This is a genomic window from Pseudomonas sp. GT1P32 (genome assembly GCF_054897805.1).
This window is the reverse complement of record NZ_CM142704.1, coordinates 6,322,577-6,337,890: the sequence shown is the minus strand read 5'-3', so window position 1 is coordinate 6,337,890 and position 15,314 is coordinate 6,322,577. Positions and strand designations below refer to the sequence as shown.

Sequence of the window (15,314 nt, the reverse complement as noted above, 5' to 3'; positions counted from 1 at the left end):
TGCTCTCGAACTTTCGGTTCATTGCGTCTTCACACACCGCAATCTGATGCTCTTTCGAGTAGTCAAATTGCTTGGGTGTTATATGGTCAAGCCTCACGGGCAATTAGTATTGGTTAGCTCAACGCCTCACAGCGCTTACACACCCAACCTATCAACGTCGTAGTCTTCGACGGCCCTTCAGGGGACTCAAGGTCCCAGTGAGATCTCATCTTGAGGCTAGTTTCCCGCTTAGATGCTTTCAGCGGTTATCTATTCCGAACATAGCTACCCGGCAATGCCACTGGCGTGACAACCGGAACACCAGAGGTTCGTCCACTCCGGTCCTCTCGTACTAGGAGCAGCCCCTCTCAAATCTCAAACGTCCACGGCAGATAGGGACCGAACTGTCTCACGACGTTCTAAACCCAGCTCGCGTACCACTTTAAATGGCGAACAGCCATACCCTTGGGACCGGCTTCAGCCCCAGGATGTGATGAGCCGACATCGAGGTGCCAAACACCGCCGTCGATATGAACTCTTGGGCGGTATCAGCCTGTTATCCCCGGAGTACCTTTTATCCGTTGAGCGATGGCCCTTCCATACAGAACCACCGGATCACTAAGACCTACTTTCGTACCTGCTCGACGTGTCTGTCTCGCAGTCAAGCGCGCTTTTGCCTTTATACTCTACGACCGATTTCCGACCGGTCTGAGCGCACCTTCGTACTCCTCCGTTACTCTTTAGGAGGAGACCGCCCCAGTCAAACTACCCACCATACACTGTCCTCGATCCGGATAACGGACCTGAGTTAGAACCTCAAAGTTGCCAGGGTGGTATTTCAAGGTTGGCTCCACGCGAACTGGCGTCCACGCTTCAAAGCCTCCCACCTATCCTACACAAGCAAATTCAAAGTCCAGTGCAAAGCTATAGTAAAGGTTCACGGGGTCTTTCCGTCTAGCCGCGGATACACTGCATCTTCACAGCGATTTCAATTTCACTGAGTCTCGGGTGGAGACAGCGCCGCCATCGTTACGCCATTCGTGCAGGTCGGAACTTACCCGACAAGGAATTTCGCTACCTTAGGACCGTTATAGTTACGGCCGCCGTTTACCGGGGCTTCGATCAAGAGCTTCGCGTTAGCTAACCCCATCAATTAACCTTCCGGCACCGGGCAGGCGTCACACCCTATACGTCCACTTTCGTGTTTGCAGAGTGCTGTGTTTTTAATAAACAGTCGCAGCGGCCTGGTATCTTCGACCGGCATGAGCTTACGGAGCAAGTCCTTCACCCTCACCGGCGCACCTTCTCCCGAAGTTACGGTGCCATTTTGCCTAGTTCCTTCACCCGAGTTCTCTCAAGCGCCTTGGTATTCTCTACCCAACCACCTGTGTCGGTTTGGGGTACGGTTCCTGGTTACCTGAAGCTTAGAAGCTTTTCTTGGAAGCATGGCATCAACCACTTCGTGTTCTAAAAGAACACTCGTCATCAGCTCTCGGCCTTAGAATCCCGGATTTACCTAAGATTCCAGCCTACCACCTTAAACTTGGACAACCAACGCCAAGCTGGCCTAGCCTTCTCCGTCCCTCCATCGCAATAACCAGAAGTACAGGAATATTAACCTGTTTTCCATCGACTACGCTTTTCAGCCTCGCCTTAGGGACCGACTAACCCTGCGTCGATTAACGTTGCGCAGGAAACCTTGGTCTTTCGGCGTGGGTGTTTTTCACACCCATTGTCGTTACTCATGTCAGCATTCGCACTTCTGATACCTCCAGCAAGCTTCTCAACTCACCTTCACAGGCTTACAGAACGCTCCTCTACCGCATCACCTAAGTGATACCCGTAGCTTCGGTGTATGGTTTGAGCCCCGTTACATCTTCCGCGCAGGCCGACTCGACTAGTGAGCTATTACGCTTTCTTTAAAGGGTGGCTGCTTCTAAGCCAACCTCCTAGCTGTCTAAGCCTTCCCACATCGTTTCCCACTTAACCATAACTTTGGGACCTTAGCTGACGGTCTGGGTTGTTTCCCTTTTCACGACGGACGTTAGCACCCGCCGTGTGTCTCCCATGCTCGGCACTTGTAGGTATTCGGAGTTTGCATCGGTTTGGTAAGTCGGGATGACCCCCTAGCCGAAACAGTGCTCTACCCCCTACAGTGATACATGAGGCGCTACCTAAATAGCTTTCGAGGAGAACCAGCTATCTCCGAGCTTGATTAGCCTTTCACTCCGATCCACAGGTCATCCGCTAACTTTTCAACGGTAGTCGGTTCGGTCCTCCAGTTAGTGTTACCCAACCTTCAACCTGCCCATGGATAGATCGCCCGGTTTCGGGTCTATTCCCAGCGACTAGACGCCCTATTAAGACTCGCTTTCGCTACGCCTCCCCTATTCGGTTAAGCTCGCCACTGAAAATAAGTCGCTGACCCATTATACAAAAGGTACGCAGTCACCCAACAAAGTGGGCTCCCACTGCTTGTACGCATACGGTTTCAGGATCTATTTCACTCCCCTCTCCGGGGTTCTTTTCGCCTTTCCCTCACGGTACTAGTTCACTATCGGTCAGTCAGTAGTATTTAGCCTTGGAGGATGGTCCCCCCATATTCAGACAAAGTTTCTCGTGCTCCGTCCTACTCGATTTCATGACTAAGAGATTTTCGCGTACAGGGCTATCACCCACTATGGCCGCACTTTCCAGAGCGTTCCGCTAATCTCAAAGCCACTTAAGGGCTAGTCCCCGTTCGCTCGCCACTACTAAGGGAATCTCGGTTGATTTCTTTTCCTCAGGGTACTTAGATGTTTCAGTTCCCCTGGTTCGCTTCTTAAGCCTATGTATTCAGCTTAAGATACCTAACTTATGTTAGGTGGGTTCCCCCATTCAGACATCTCCGGATCAAAGTCTGTTTGCCGACTCCCCGAAGCTTTTCGCAGGCTACCACGTCTTTCATCGCCTCTGACTGCCAAGGCATCCACCGTATGCGCTTCTTCACTTGACCATATAACCCCAAGCAATCTGGTTATACTGTGAAGACGACATTCGCCGAAAATTCGCGATTAAACTCACAAATTTTACCTTAGCCTGAATAAACACCAGTGAAAGTGCTATCCAGTCTATCTTTCTATCACATACCCAAATTTTTAAAGAACGATCTAGCCAAAGACTAGAAATCAACATTCACCACCATCACGATGGAATGCTCATTTCTAAGCTTTATACAATCAGAAGCAGTAGTGGTGGAGCCAAACGGGATCGAACCGTTGACCTCCTGCGTGCAAGGCAGGCGCTCTCCCAGCTGAGCTATGGCCCCGTATTGCTACAGGATCCCACACAAAAATTGGTGGGTCTGGGCAGATTCGAACTGCCGACCTCACCCTTATCAGGGGTGCGCTCTAACCAACTGAGCTACAGACCCAATTTCGGGCTGCTTCTTATCGTCTTCTTCAATGAATCAAGCAATTCGTGTGGGAACTTATGGAGCAGCTGATGTCGTCGATTAAGGAGGTGATCCAGCCGCAGGTTCCCCTACGGCTACCTTGTTACGACTTCACCCCAGTCATGAATCACACCGTGGTAACCGTCCTCCCGAAGGTTAGACTAGCTACTTCTGGTGCAACCCACTCCCATGGTGTGACGGGCGGTGTGTACAAGGCCCGGGAACGTATTCACCGCGACATTCTGATTCGCGATTACTAGCGATTCCGACTTCACGCAGTCGAGTTGCAGACTGCGATCCGGACTACGATCGGTTTTATGGGATTAGCTCCACCTCGCGGCTTGGCAACCCTCTGTACCGACCATTGTAGCACGTGTGTAGCCCAGGCCGTAAGGGCCATGATGACTTGACGTCATCCCCACCTTCCTCCGGTTTGTCACCGGCAGTCTCCTTAGAGTGCCCACCATTACGTGCTGGTAACTAAGGACAAGGGTTGCGCTCGTTACGGGACTTAACCCAACATCTCACGACACGAGCTGACGACAGCCATGCAGCACCTGTCTCAATGTTCCCGAAGGCACCAATCCATCTCTGGAAAGTTCATTGGATGTCAAGGCCTGGTAAGGTTCTTCGCGTTGCTTCGAATTAAACCACATGCTCCACCGCTTGTGCGGGCCCCCGTCAATTCATTTGAGTTTTAACCTTGCGGCCGTACTCCCCAGGCGGTCAACTTAATGCGTTAGCTGCGCCACTAAGAGCTCAAGGCTCCCAACGGCTAGTTGACATCGTTTACGGCGTGGACTACCAGGGTATCTAATCCTGTTTGCTCCCCACGCTTTCGCACCTCAGTGTCAGTATCAGTCCAGGTGGTCGCCTTCGCCACTGGTGTTCCTTCCTATATCTACGCATTTCACCGCTACACAGGAAATTCCACCACCCTCTACCATACTCTAGCTTGTCAGTTTTGAATGCAGTTCCCAGGTTGAGCCCGGGGATTTCACATCCAACTTAACAAACCACCTACGCGCGCTTTACGCCCAGTAATTCCGATTAACGCTTGCACCCTCTGTATTACCGCGGCTGCTGGCACAGAGTTAGCCGGTGCTTATTCTGTCGGTAACGTCAAAACAGCAAAGTATTAATTTACTGCCCTTCCTCCCAACTTAAAGTGCTTTACAATCCGAAGACCTTCTTCACACACGCGGCATGGCTGGATCAGGCTTTCGCCCATTGTCCAATATTCCCCACTGCTGCCTCCCGTAGGAGTCTGGACCGTGTCTCAGTTCCAGTGTGACTGATCATCCTCTCAGACCAGTTACGGATCGTCGCCTTGGTGAGCCATTACCTCACCAACTAGCTAATCCGACCTAGGCTCATCTGATAGCGCAAGGCCCGAAGGTCCCCTGCTTTCTCCCGTAGGACGTATGCGGTATTAGCGTCCGTTTCCGAGCGTTATCCCCCACTACCAGGCAGATTCCTAGGCATTACTCACCCGTCCGCCGCTCTCAAGAGAAGCAAGCTTCTCTCTACCGCTCGACTTGCATGTGTTAGGCCTGCCGCCAGCGTTCAATCTGAGCCATGATCAAACTCTTCAGTTCAAACATCTTTGGGTTTTTAAGAAACCCTAAACTTGGCTCAGCAATCGTTGGTTACATCTTTGATTTCTCGCGGAGTAACTTGTGATGCTGATAATCTTGTTGACTATCAGTCTGACCCCACAAGCACCCACACGAATTGCTTGATTCAGTTGTTAAAGAGCGGTTGGTTAAGATCTTTCGTCTCAACCGAGGCGCGCATTCTACAGCGTCCTCTGTATCTGTCAAGCGGTTATTTTCAGAAGTTTTCAAAGTTTCCTTTGCAACTTCAACCACTTGCGCTTCCGATCTCTCGTTAGCGGGAGGCGAATTCTACAGCGTTACTCGCTGCTGTCAACACCTCTTTTTCTCCGCTTTCGACCGAGAAGATCGAACCGTCAATCAAGCCGCACAACACCGCTTAACCAACTCCTTCTGGGCTTCGATAACCTGAAGCAACTCGCTGTCGAAAACTGCGTAACTCTTTGTTTACCAAGGAGTTTTCCGTTTAGACTGCGCCGGAAGTGGGGCGAATTATAGACTTCCAGAATCTGCCGTCAACCCCTAATTTAGCCTTTCTATCAGGATACTCAAAATCAATGCTTATATATAGACGCGAACACCTTGAATGCGCAGTATATTGCCCAACACTAGAACAATACGTTCGTTTCCTGCCTTGGACGATGCCACGCAATGAATGACCAGCCCCGCAGCCTTGCCTCGACCCTGTTCTCGGTTGGCCTGCTATTGATAGCCATGGCGTCGATCCAGTCCGGAGCCTCCCTGGCCAAAAGCATGTTCCCGGTTATCGGTGCGCAAGGGACAACGACCCTGCGGTTGATTTTCGCCAGCGTAATCATGCTGGTACTGCTGCGCCCATGGCGCGCGAAGCTCACCGCGAAATCCTTGCGCACCGTCATTGTCTACGGGATGGCACTCGGCGGCATGAACTTCCTCTTCTATATGTCCCTACGCACAGTCCCATTGGGAATCGCAGTAGCGCTGGAGTTCACCGGGCCGTTGGCGGTCGCTATTTATGCCTCACGTCGCGCGATCGACTTTTTATGGATCGCACTGGCCGCCATCGGGTTGCTGTTGTTGATACCCACGGGAGCTACGACTGCCGGTATTGATCTGGTCGGTGCGGGTTATGCCTTGGGGGCCGGAGTCTGCTGGGCGTTGTACATTCTATTCGGCCAGAAGGCCGGCGCAGACAATGGCGTACAGACTGCTGCACTGGGCGTCATGATTGCCGCACTGTTCGTAGCGCCTATCGGTATTGTGCATGCCGGCGCCGCACTGCTGACGCCATCGCTGATTCCCATAGCGATCGGCGTCGCCCTGTTGTCCACTGCCCTGCCCTATACGCTGGAAATGGTCGCCCTGACTCGAATGCCAGCCCGGACCTTCGGCACGCTGATGAGTATTGAACCCGCGTTCGGTGCCCTGTCAGGTCTGTTGTTCCTCCATGAATACCTCTCACTGTCACAGTGGATGGCCATCATGTGCATCATTCTGGCTTCCGTCGGCGCGACCATGACCATGAGCGGTGCCGCCAAACCCGCGGTTGCGGCGGATTGATACAGGATTTGACGAAGGTCTGGTATTTGCCGCGCATTTAGGCCATGTTTAGGCCCGCAACCCAGTGTCAGACATGGATTTTTCACGATAGGGATATAAGAACGCTTCAAGCTAAAGCGAACACGGCCAGACCCGGGCGCAAAGATCCGGGAACGCTATAAGGACAGCAATGAAACGAATTTTGATACTGATCGCCGTACTTGCAGTTGCGGGCTGCGCGGCGACTTCGGAAACTCATACCAAACGTGGCAAGAAAGGATTGCATATCAACTGTTCCGGGCTGTCGTCATCCTGGGACAAGTGCTACACCAGCGCAGCCAACTCCTGTGCGCCCAAGGGATACAAGGTCATCGCGAAATCAGGGGATGGCGTGGAAGAACCTGGCGATTATCCGTTTGGTCTCAACCCGGCCGGCTATACCAGCCGCAGCATGATCGTCATCTGCAAATAGGCCGTCTCTTCAGGTCCGCGGACCGGCGATCTGACGGCTGATTTCATCGTAACTGGACTTCAGTACTGTGCGCTGGATGTCAGGGGTAGCGAGCATTCGCGCCACAACCAACGCACCGATGCATTGCGACAGAATCGCCCATGCCAGGCTGTCGCTCTCCAGAATCCGCGCCCAGCTCTCTTGCAACCGACAAATCCAGTTCTCCGCCTGCTGCCGGACCAGCACGTCTGAACGGGCTATTTCGGCGCCCAATGCCGGCAAGGCGCAACCCGACTCCGGGTGTTCGACATGGGACATGCTCAAATAATGCTTCAGGCAGCGCTCGAGCCTGTCACGGTCCTGATCCGCCCCTAATCGCTCCAGACTTTGAACCAGCTCACGCTCGACAATTGAAGCGAACAGCTCATCCTTCGACGAAAAGTGGCTGTAGAAAGCCCCACCACTCAAGCCGATCGCTTTCATCAAGGCGTCGACACCGACTGTTGCGAAACCCGACTTCTTCGCCGACAACGCACTGCTTTCCAGCAGCTTCTGTTTGGTTTCCAGTTTGTGATTGGCCGAGTAACGCATTGCCTTGCCCTCTGTATTGATCATCTTGACGCCTGCCGAATCGTAGCATAACGTTCGTTTAGTTAACGATCGTTTAGCAAAGAGAGCACCTCATGAATAATAAGAAGGTCGTACTGGTTGTCGGCGCCGGTGATGCTACTGGTGGAGCTATTGCCAAACGTTTTGCTCAAGAAGGATTTGTCGCCTGTGTCACCCGGCGCAGTGCAGACAAACTCCAGCCATTGGTGGACGCCATCAAAGCCGAGGGCGGTGAAGCCCATGGTTTTGCCTGCGATGCGCGCAAGGAGGAGGACGTGATTGCGCTGGTCGAGCAGATTGAAAGCCAGATCGGCCCCATCGAAGCGTTTGTGTTCAACATCGGCGCCAATGTGCCGTGCAGCATTCTCGAAGAAACCGCTCGCAAGTATTTCAAGATATGGGAAATGGCTTGCTTCTCAGGCTTTCTCAATGCCCGTGAAGTGGCCAAGCGCATGGCCAAGCGTCAGCGGGGCACGATTCTGTTTACCGGCGCAACCGCCGGCCTGCGGGGTGCCGCCGGATTTGCAGCATTCGCCGGCGCCAAGCACGGCATTCGCGCACTGGCTCAAAGCATGGCCCGCGAACTGGGGCCGATGAATATTCACGTCGCCCACGTCGTCGTCGACGGCGCTATCGATACCGACTTTATCCGCGACACCTTTCCCGAGAAGTACGCCACCAAGGATCAGGATGGCATCCTCAATCCCGAGCACATTGCCGAGAACTACTGGTACCTGCACAGCCAGCCCCGTGACGCCTGGACCTTCGAGCTGGACCTGCGCCCCTGGAGCGAACGCTGGTAAGCCCTCCCCAATAACAATAAACAGAGCGCATTGAACATGAGCAAAACCGTTGAGTTCTACTTCGACCTCGGCAGCCCTGCCACCTACCTGGCCTATACCCAACTGCCGAAAATCTGCGAGCAGACAGACAGCCGACTGGTCTACATCCCGATGCTGCTGGGCGGCGTTTTCAAAGCCACCGGCAACGCTTCCCCCGCGACCATTCCGGCCAAGGGCCTCTATATGTTTCAGGACCTGGACCGCTACGCCAAACGTTATGGCGTGCCACTGAAGTTCAATCCGCACTTTCCCATTAATACATTGATGCTGATGCGCGCCGTCACTGGCATGCAGTTACGCCATCCCGAACGCTTTCAGGCATTCATCGATTGCCTGTTTAAAGCGCTTTGGGTCGAGGGACGCAGCCTCGATGACCCGGCGACCGTCGCTTCAGTGTTGACGCAGAACGGCTTTGACCCCAACGAAGTGCTGGCCCTGACCGCCGATGAAGACGTCAAGGCAGCGCTCAAGGACAACACCGAGAAAGCGGTGCAACGCGGCGTGTTCGGCGCCCCCAGCATGTTCATCGATAACCAGCTGTTTTTCGGCCAGGATCGATTGGACTTCGTCATTGAAGCCCTGCGTTAAATCTCGATGACTAACCGCCCTTGAGCCGCCCCGGAAACCAGCAGCTCATGGGCGGCCTCGGCGGTTTGCAGGGTGAACGCCCGAGGATCCATTAACGACTTCAGCTTGCCCGCCTCGATCAAGCGAGCCGCCTCACGAAGAATCTCCCCGTGACGCTCGCGCCCCACACCGGTGAGCAACGGCAACAACGTGAACACGCCGGAATAGGTAGCCCCACGAAACGAGAGCGGCGCCAAGCTGTGTTGCCCCCAACCGAGGCAACTCAACACATGACCGTGATAAACCCGTACAGCCTTGAATGACGCATCCAGGGTCTCACCGCCCACCGTGTCGTAGACGATATCGAAGCCCTCCCCATCCGTGTGTTGCGCTACATATTCCTCGACCGAAGACTGGCGATAATCGATAAACGTCGCGCCGAAGCCTTCGATGATTGCCTGATGCCTGGCAGAACCGGTGGCAAACACCTGGGCACCGAAGGCGCGGGCTATTTGCACCGCCACATGCCCCACACCACCCGCACCGCCATGTATCAGAACCTTCTGCCCCGAACGAACCCGCGCCCGGTCCACCAACCCTTCCCACGCCGTAATCAACACCAAAGGCAACCCCGCCGCCTCACGCATGCTCAAATTGCCTGGCTTGCGCGCCAGCAGTCTGGCATCGACTGCTGCGTACTCCGCCAACGAACCCTGCGCCCCGCCAATTCCGGTGGCCATGGCATAAACCTCATCGCCCGGCCGCCATCCACTGACCCCCTCCCCCAATGCCTCGATGGTTCCCGCCAGATCAATGCCCAACACCGCCGGTAATGGTTGACGCGCATGGGCGGCCTGGCCCGAACGGATTTTTCCGTCCAGTGGATTTACCCCGCTGGCTTTGATCCGGACCAATACCTGCCCCGCTTCCGGCACCGGCCGTTGAATGGAAGCCAAGCGTAGCGGCGCGTTGGCCGAGTCGACAATCAGAGCGCGCATTTCAAGTGAGTCAGTCATTTCGCATATTCCCGTCAGAGGTGGCTGTGGGATAAATCTTCGGCCAACCGACTCATGCTGATAAGACGCTAAATAGCTATAGTGACCATGCCTATTTGGCATCAACGAGAAATTCCGTGGACAAACTCAATGCAATGGCGATCTTCGTAAGGGTCGTCGAGCGCGGCAGCTTTTCTGCCGTTGCCCGAGAGATGCAGACCAGCCAGCCCACCATCAGCAAAGTACTCAAGGCGCTGGAGGCCGGGCTGGGCGGAAAACTGATTGCCCGCAGCACCCGTCAGCTTTCCCTGACGGATGAAGGCCAGCGGTACTACAACGAATGTCGACAAATCCTCGCAGCCGTCGATGCGGCCGAGCACAGTTTCCAGTCCGGCAGGGAGCGCATTGCCGGTCACCTGCGCATCGGCTCCTCGGTCAGCTTCGGGCGTTTACAGATTGCCCCGCGCCTGGCGCAATTCCTTGAGCGTCATCCCGACATAGAAATCGACCTGCAACTGAGTGATCAAAACCAGGACCTGGTCAGCGAAGGACTGGATGTCACCTTCAGAATCGGTGAGCTGAATGACAGCGGCCTGATCGCCCGCCACATAGGCATCACCCACCGCGTAACAGTCGCAGCGCCCGCCTACCTCAAAAAACACGGCCAGCCACACACACCGGCAGAACTGGGCGGGCACAACTGCCTGCAGTTCAATCTGTTGAACAGTCAGAATCTATGGGTTTTCGAGAAAAACAATCAACGCCACGAGGTGCGGATCAAGGGCAATGCGCAAAGCAACAACTCGGAGGCGATTCGCGAGATGGTGCTGGGGGGACTGGGGATTGCGTTGTCGCCGGTGTGGCTGTTCAGCGAAGACTTGAAAGCCGGGCGAGTGACTGCGATTTTGCAGGACTACATCGCGCAGTCACTGCCGATGCATGCCGTGTCCCCGGCGAATCGTCGCCAATCCGCCAGGGTCAAAGCCTTTGTCGACTACATGAGCCAGGCGCTGGAAGCAGCGCCTGAACTCAAGCCGATCAGATAGCAGCGGTTCGAGTGTTCAGCCACTCAAGGGCTGCACCGTCGACCAGTGGGCTCAAGCGTTCGCGCACTTCGGCGTGATACGCGTTGAACCACTGTTTTTCGTCCTGAGTCAGCAACGACGCTTCCAGGCAACGCGTGTCGATCGGGCACAGGGTCAGGGTTTCGAATTTCAGGAACTCACCGAATTCGCTTTTGCCCACTTCACGGTTCAACACCAGGTTCTCGATCCGCACGCCCCAGCGACCCGGACGATAGGTGCCCGGTTCGATGGAAGTGATCATGCCCGGCTGCATCGCGGTTTGCGGCGCAGCAACAGCTTGATAGGCAATCACTTGCGGGCCTTCGTGAACGTTGAGGAAGTAGCCGACGCCGTGCCCGGTGCCGTGACCGTAATCAACGTTTTCCGCCCAGATCGGCGCACGGGCGATGGCGTCCAGCAACGGCGACAAAATGCCCCGAGGGAATTGCGCACGGGACAGCGCAATGACGCCTTTGAGCACTCGCGTGCAATCGCGCTTCTGCTCATCGGTTGGCGTACCGACCGGCACCATCCGCGTGATGTCGGTGGTGCCGCCCAGGTATTGGCCGCCGGAGTCGATCAGCAACAGACCGTCGCCCTCGATCACCGCGTGCTCTTCTTCGGTCGCGTGGTAATGCGGCATCGCCCCGTTGGCGTTGAACGCGGCAATGGTGTTGAAACTCAACGACACGTAATCCGGACGACGCGTGCGCGCTGCGGTCAGGTGTTCGTCGATGGTCAGTTCGGTGATGCGTTCGCGGCCCCACGCCGACTCCAGCCAGGCGAAGAATTCGCACAGCGCCGCGCCGTCCTGTTCCATGGCCTGACGGATATGCTCGGCATCGGCCAGGCTTTTCTGCGATTTGGCCAATGTCGTCGGGTTCAGGCCTTCGACCAGTTTCACGCCGCTGTTCAGGTTATCCAGCAAACCGGCGGTGACGCGTGCCGGATCGACTTGCAGGCTCGCGCCGTTCGGCACTGCGCGCAAGGCATCGGCCACTTCGCTGTAATCGCGCAGGGTCACGCCGTCCTGTTCGAGGATCGCGCGCAGCTCGGCGCTGACTTTGCTCAGGGCCACGAACAGGGTCGCCTGCTGTTGACTGATCAACGCGAAAGAGACAAACACCGGATTGAACGACACATCGCCGCCACGCAGGTTGAACAGCCAGGCGATGTCGTCCAGGGTGGCAATGAAATGCCAATCGGCGCCGCGCTCTTTCAACACCTCGCGCAGGTTGGCGAGTTTTTCGCCACGGCTGACCGTCGCCTGAGGCGGCAGGTGCTGATAGATCGGCTCGTTCGGCAGCGTCGGGCGATCGCTCCAGACTTCGCTCAACAGATCGATGTCGGTGCGCAGACGGGCGCCGCGCTCTTCGAGCTTGCTACCCAATGTACGTGCCGAGGCCACGGCCATCACCGCACCGTCTACCGCGACGACGCCGCCTTCAGGGGTTTGCTCGGCCAGCCAGTCCAGCGGGCTGGGTTGACCCGGTTGCAGCTTGACCAGTTCGATGCCGCTGCCTTTAAGCTCCTTGGTCGCTTGCTCCCAATAACGGCTGTCGGCCCAGACGCCGGCGAAATCCGGCGTGACGATCAGCGTGCCCACCGAGCCATGAAAGCCCGACAGCCATTGCCGTCCTTGCCAGTAGCCCGGCAGGTATTCCGACAGGTGCGGATCGGCCGACGGCACCAGCAGGGCGTGAATGCCCTCCCGGCTCATCAGCTCGCGGGTGTGCGCCAGGCGCTCGGGCACCGACCCATTGATCGAAGGCTGCGTACTCATCATGTCTCCTGCTAATCACTTCATCATTATTGTTGAGTGCCGATCAACGTCGGCACTTAAGGCCTTATTGCCAGAATGCCGGGGCACTGGCGCAGGCCGCTTTAATCAGTTGTGCCGCCTGGTCGATGTCCTGCTCGGTCGTGAAACGCCCCAGGCTCAAGCGAATGGTGCGGCTTGCCGAGCGGGCGTCATGCCCCAGTGCCAGCAGCACATGGGACGGCGCATTGCTCGCGGAATTACAGGCCGAGGTCGCAGAAAACGCAATCGATGCGCTCAACGCCGCGGAATTGAACTCGCCTTCACTGAAGGTCAGGCTCAAGGTGTGAGGGATGCGCTGGGTCGCGCTGCCATTGAGGCGAACGCCGGGAATGCCCGACAGGTGTTCGAGCAAGCGCTCGCGCAGACGCGCAATCGTGGCTTTTTCTTCATCGAACAGTTGCGCGGCCAAGGCGAACGCCACGCCCATGGCGGCAATCTGGTGAGTCGCCAGGGTCCCGGAACGCAAGCCGCCTTCATGGCCGCCCCCGTGAATCTGCGCCTGCAAACGCTGTTGTGCGCGAGGCCCGACATACAGCGCGCCGATGCCTTTGGGACCGTAGATCTTGTGCGCCGAAAACGACATCAGGTCCACCGGCAATCGCGCCAGGTCGATGGCCACTTTCCCCGCGCCCTGGGCCGCATCGACATGGAACAACGCCTCGCGGGCCCGCACGACCTCACCGATGGCCGCGATGTCATTGACCGTGCCCAACTCGTTGTTGACCAGCATCAGTGACACCAGAAAGGTGTCCTCGCGCATCGCTTCGCTGACGGCTTGCGGGGTAATCAGACCTTGCGCGTCGGGCACCAGATACGTCACGGCAACACCGGCATCCTGCAATTGCCTTGCGGTGTCGAGAATCGCCTTGTGTTCTATCTGGCTGGTGATGATGTGACCACCGGGCACCCCGCGAGCCTGGGCCACGCCCTTGAGGGCGAGGTTATTCGATTCGGTGGCGCCGGAGGTCCAGACGATCTGGTCCGCTTGCGCCCCCACCAGCCCGGCGACTTGCTGTCGCGCCTGCTCGACCGATTGCCGGGCCTGTTGGCCGAATGCATGGGAGCTGGACGCAGGATTGCCGAAGTTCCCGGCAAACCCCAGACACTCGACCATGACCTTGATGACCCGCTCGTCCACCGGCGTGGTGGCGGCGTAGTCGAAATACAACGGACGTTTATTCATAAAAGACTCGCAGAGCTTGTTCCGGGATCAGGTGCTGGCACCCGTGCACCAGCAATACCTGATCGGATGCGTTAAGAAAGTACGACTTCACTTGAAAGTGCGTAGGAACGCTCCTGAAGTCGAGCTTAACAGGCATCGGGCAACCGGTTGAAGCAATGCGTCAGCTAAAGCTTTCCAGCATCAACGGATACAGCGAAACCACCAGCAACGCGGCCATGCCCCAATTGAACACGCGCAACCAGCGGCGGTCCTTGAGCACATTGCGCAGCAGCGTGCCGCACGCGGCCCAGACGCCGACGCTCGGCAGGTTGATCAGGGCGAAAACCGCCGCAATCACGATGACGTTGGTGAAATAGCCCTGCATCGGCGTGTAGGTGCTGATTGCACCGATGGCCATGATCCAGGCCTTGGGGTTGACCCACTGAAACGCGGCCGCGCCGAGGTAGCTGATCGGTTTGCTTTCACCGTTCTCGCCGTCTGATACCGGCCCGGAATGCGCGATCTTCCATGCCAGGTACAACAAATACGCCGCGCCAACGTAACGCAGCACGGTGTAGAGCAACGGATAGCTTTGAAACACTGCACCCAGCCCAAAACCCACCGCCACCACCAGTACGAAAAAGCCGCAGGTTATGCCAAGCATGTGGGGGATGGTGCGGTTAAAGCCGAAGTTCACGCCCGATGCCAGCAACATCGTGTTGTTCGGGCCGGGGGTGATCGAGGTAACGAGAGCGAACAGGGCGAAGCCCAGCAGCAGATCGAGCGAGAGCGTCATTGGTGGCAGTCCGTCAGGGTCAGTCAGGTATTGACCCTATCGCACGCCTGCCGGGAAACCCATGGACAGTTGGGTGAAACTTCGAGCAGTACAGTCGCTCAGCTTGGGCGACCGTGCAGTTGAACAGTGCGCTCGGCGTTCATTTCGCCTTGTTTGTCGAAGCTGAAGGATTTCTGCGGTTGGCCGAGCAATTCAGCTTTTTTCGCGTGGTACTCATCGAAGGACAAACCGCGACGATTCAACGACTCCAACGCCAGTTCCCGGGTTTCCTCGGCGGTGTAGGGCCGCAGTTCCGGGGATACGTGGCTGGCACATCCGGCGAGAACGGAGACGGCGAGCATCAGGAAAGTGGCGAGTAGAGGTTTCATGGTCTGGCGTCCTGGCATCTGGGTTCGGGGCAATGAACACAGGCTACTCGCGCCTTTGGATGGGCAGAAATCAACGCTCTCGATAGTGGGTA

General features: G+C 56.3%; 11 protein-coding genes, 2 tRNA genes and 2 rRNA genes. 5 read left to right on the top strand and 10 right to left on the bottom strand.

What is annotated here, in order from left to right; genetic code table 11:
• Positions 1-82 precede the first annotated feature (82 nt).
• From ACYZUC_RS29040 to ACYZUC_RS29025, 4 genes are all read right to left on the bottom strand, one after another.
• A 23S ribosomal RNA gene (locus tag ACYZUC_RS29040) occupies positions 83-2,974 on the bottom strand.
• Positions 2,975-3,210: 236 nt separating this feature from the next.
• Positions 3,211-3,286: transfer RNA gene (locus tag ACYZUC_RS29035), tRNA-Ala, on the bottom strand.
• Positions 3,287-3,314: 28 nt separating this feature from the next.
• Positions 3,315-3,391: transfer RNA gene (locus tag ACYZUC_RS29030), tRNA-Ile, on the bottom strand.
• Positions 3,392-3,473: 82 nt separating this feature from the next.
• A 16S ribosomal RNA gene (locus tag ACYZUC_RS29025) occupies positions 3,474-5,010 on the bottom strand.
• The 16S and 23S rRNA genes sit together here with 2 tRNA genes alongside, the layout of an rRNA operon.
• 669 nt (positions 5,011-5,679) lie before the next feature.
• On the opposite strand from ACYZUC_RS29025, the gene rhtA reads away from it, so the two are divergent.
• Positions 5,680-6,567, top strand: a complete 888-nt coding sequence (gene rhtA / locus ACYZUC_RS29020) for a threonine/homoserine exporter RhtA (RefSeq protein ID WP_461992035.1) — start codon at positions 5,680-5,682, stop codon at positions 6,565-6,567.
• 169 nt (positions 6,568-6,736) lie between these two features.
• Positions 6,737-7,018 (top strand): hypothetical protein, encoded by a 282-nt coding sequence (locus ACYZUC_RS29015; RefSeq protein WP_192419429.1) that lies wholly within the window; start codon positions 6,737-6,739, stop codon positions 7,016-7,018.
• A gap of 9 nt (positions 7,019-7,027) precedes the next feature.
• On the opposite strand, the gene ACYZUC_RS29010 is transcribed toward ACYZUC_RS29015, so the two are convergent.
• Entirely contained in the window at positions 7,028-7,588 is a 561-nt protein-coding gene (locus ACYZUC_RS29010; protein ID WP_008032598.1) for a TetR/AcrR family transcriptional regulator, read from the bottom strand.
• A 92-nt stretch (positions 7,589-7,680) separates the two neighbouring features.
• On the opposite strand from ACYZUC_RS29010, the gene ACYZUC_RS29005 reads away from it, so the two are divergent.
• Entirely contained in the window at positions 7,681-8,409 is a 729-nt protein-coding gene (locus ACYZUC_RS29005; protein WP_008032599.1) for an SDR family oxidoreductase, read from the top strand.
• A 36-nt stretch (positions 8,410-8,445) separates the two neighbouring features.
• Entirely contained in the window at positions 8,446-9,036 is a 591-nt protein-coding gene (locus tag ACYZUC_RS29000; RefSeq protein ID WP_008032600.1) for a 2-hydroxychromene-2-carboxylate isomerase, read from the top strand.
• Here ACYZUC_RS29000 and ACYZUC_RS28995 read toward each other — a convergent pair.
• Positions 9,033-10,031, bottom strand: coding sequence for a zinc-dependent alcohol dehydrogenase family protein (locus tag ACYZUC_RS28995; protein ID WP_461992033.1), 999 nt, complete (start codon positions 10,029-10,031; stop codon positions 9,033-9,035). The genes ACYZUC_RS29000 and ACYZUC_RS28995 overlap by 4 nt on opposite strands.
• Before the next feature lie 116 nt (positions 10,032-10,147).
• Here ACYZUC_RS28995 and ACYZUC_RS28990 point away from each other — a divergent pair, with 116 nt between their 5' ends.
• Positions 10,148-11,056: a LysR family transcriptional regulator gene (locus ACYZUC_RS28990; RefSeq protein ID WP_461992031.1), complete on the top strand. Its 909-nt coding sequence runs from the start codon at positions 10,148-10,150 to the stop codon at positions 11,054-11,056.
• Here the strand turns inward: ACYZUC_RS28990 and ACYZUC_RS28985 are convergent.
• The 4 genes from ACYZUC_RS28985 to ACYZUC_RS28970 all read right to left on the bottom strand — a co-directional run bounded on the left by ACYZUC_RS28985 (position 11,049) and on the right by ACYZUC_RS28970 (position 15,222).
• Entirely contained in the window at positions 11,049-12,857 is a 1,809-nt protein-coding gene (locus ACYZUC_RS28985; RefSeq protein ID WP_461992029.1) for an aminopeptidase P family protein, read from the bottom strand. The two genes, ACYZUC_RS28990 and ACYZUC_RS28985, sit on opposite strands and share 8 nt — an antisense overlap.
• A 64-nt stretch (positions 12,858-12,921) precedes the next feature.
• Positions 12,922-14,079: a cysteine desulfurase family protein gene (locus tag ACYZUC_RS28980; protein ID WP_461992027.1), complete on the bottom strand. Its 1,158-nt coding sequence runs from the start codon at positions 14,077-14,079 to the stop codon at positions 12,922-12,924.
• A gap of 160 nt (positions 14,080-14,239) precedes the next feature.
• Positions 14,240-14,854 carry a LysE family translocator gene (locus ACYZUC_RS28975; protein ID WP_008032608.1) on the bottom strand — a complete coding sequence of 205 codons (615 nt, stop codon included), beginning with the start codon at positions 14,852-14,854 and terminating at the stop codon, positions 14,240-14,242.
• A 98-nt stretch (positions 14,855-14,952) separates the two neighbouring features.
• On the bottom strand, positions 14,953-15,222 hold the full coding sequence (locus tag ACYZUC_RS28970) for a hypothetical protein (protein ID WP_008043025.1): 270 nt from the start codon (positions 15,220-15,222) through the stop codon (positions 14,953-14,955).
• Positions 15,223-15,314: the final 92 nt, after the last annotated feature.

Excerpts from the sequence above, each read along its gene's own strand:
- rhtA (WP_461992035.1), top strand. The coding sequence starts at position 5,680 with ATGAATGACCAGCCCCGCAGCCTTGCCTCGACCCTGTTCTCGGTTGGC.
- ACYZUC_RS29015 (WP_192419429.1), top strand. The coding sequence starts at position 6,737 with ATGAAACGAATTTTGATACTGATCGCCGTACTTGCAGTTGCGGGCTGC.
- ACYZUC_RS29010 (WP_008032598.1), bottom strand. The coding sequence starts at position 7,588 with ATGCGTTACTCGGCCAATCACAAACTGGAAACCAAACAGAAGCTGCTG.
- ACYZUC_RS29005 (WP_008032599.1), top strand. The coding sequence starts at position 7,681 with ATGAATAATAAGAAGGTCGTACTGGTTGTCGGCGCCGGTGATGCTACT.
- ACYZUC_RS29000 (WP_008032600.1), top strand. The coding sequence starts at position 8,446 with ATGAGCAAAACCGTTGAGTTCTACTTCGACCTCGGCAGCCCTGCCACC.
- ACYZUC_RS28995 (WP_461992033.1), bottom strand. The coding sequence starts at position 10,031 with ATGACTGACTCACTTGAAATGCGCGCTCTGATTGTCGACTCGGCCAAC.
- ACYZUC_RS28985 (WP_461992029.1), bottom strand. The coding sequence starts at position 12,857 with ATGAGTACGCAGCCTTCGATCAATGGGTCGGTGCCCGAGCGCCTGGCG.
- ACYZUC_RS28980 (WP_461992027.1), bottom strand. The coding sequence starts at position 14,079 with ATGAATAAACGTCCGTTGTATTTCGACTACGCCGCCACCACGCCGGTG.
- ACYZUC_RS28975 (WP_008032608.1), bottom strand. The coding sequence starts at position 14,854 with ATGACGCTCTCGCTCGATCTGCTGCTGGGCTTCGCCCTGTTCGCTCTC.
- ACYZUC_RS28970 (WP_008043025.1), bottom strand. The coding sequence starts at position 15,222 with ATGAAACCTCTACTCGCCACTTTCCTGATGCTCGCCGTCTCCGTTCTC.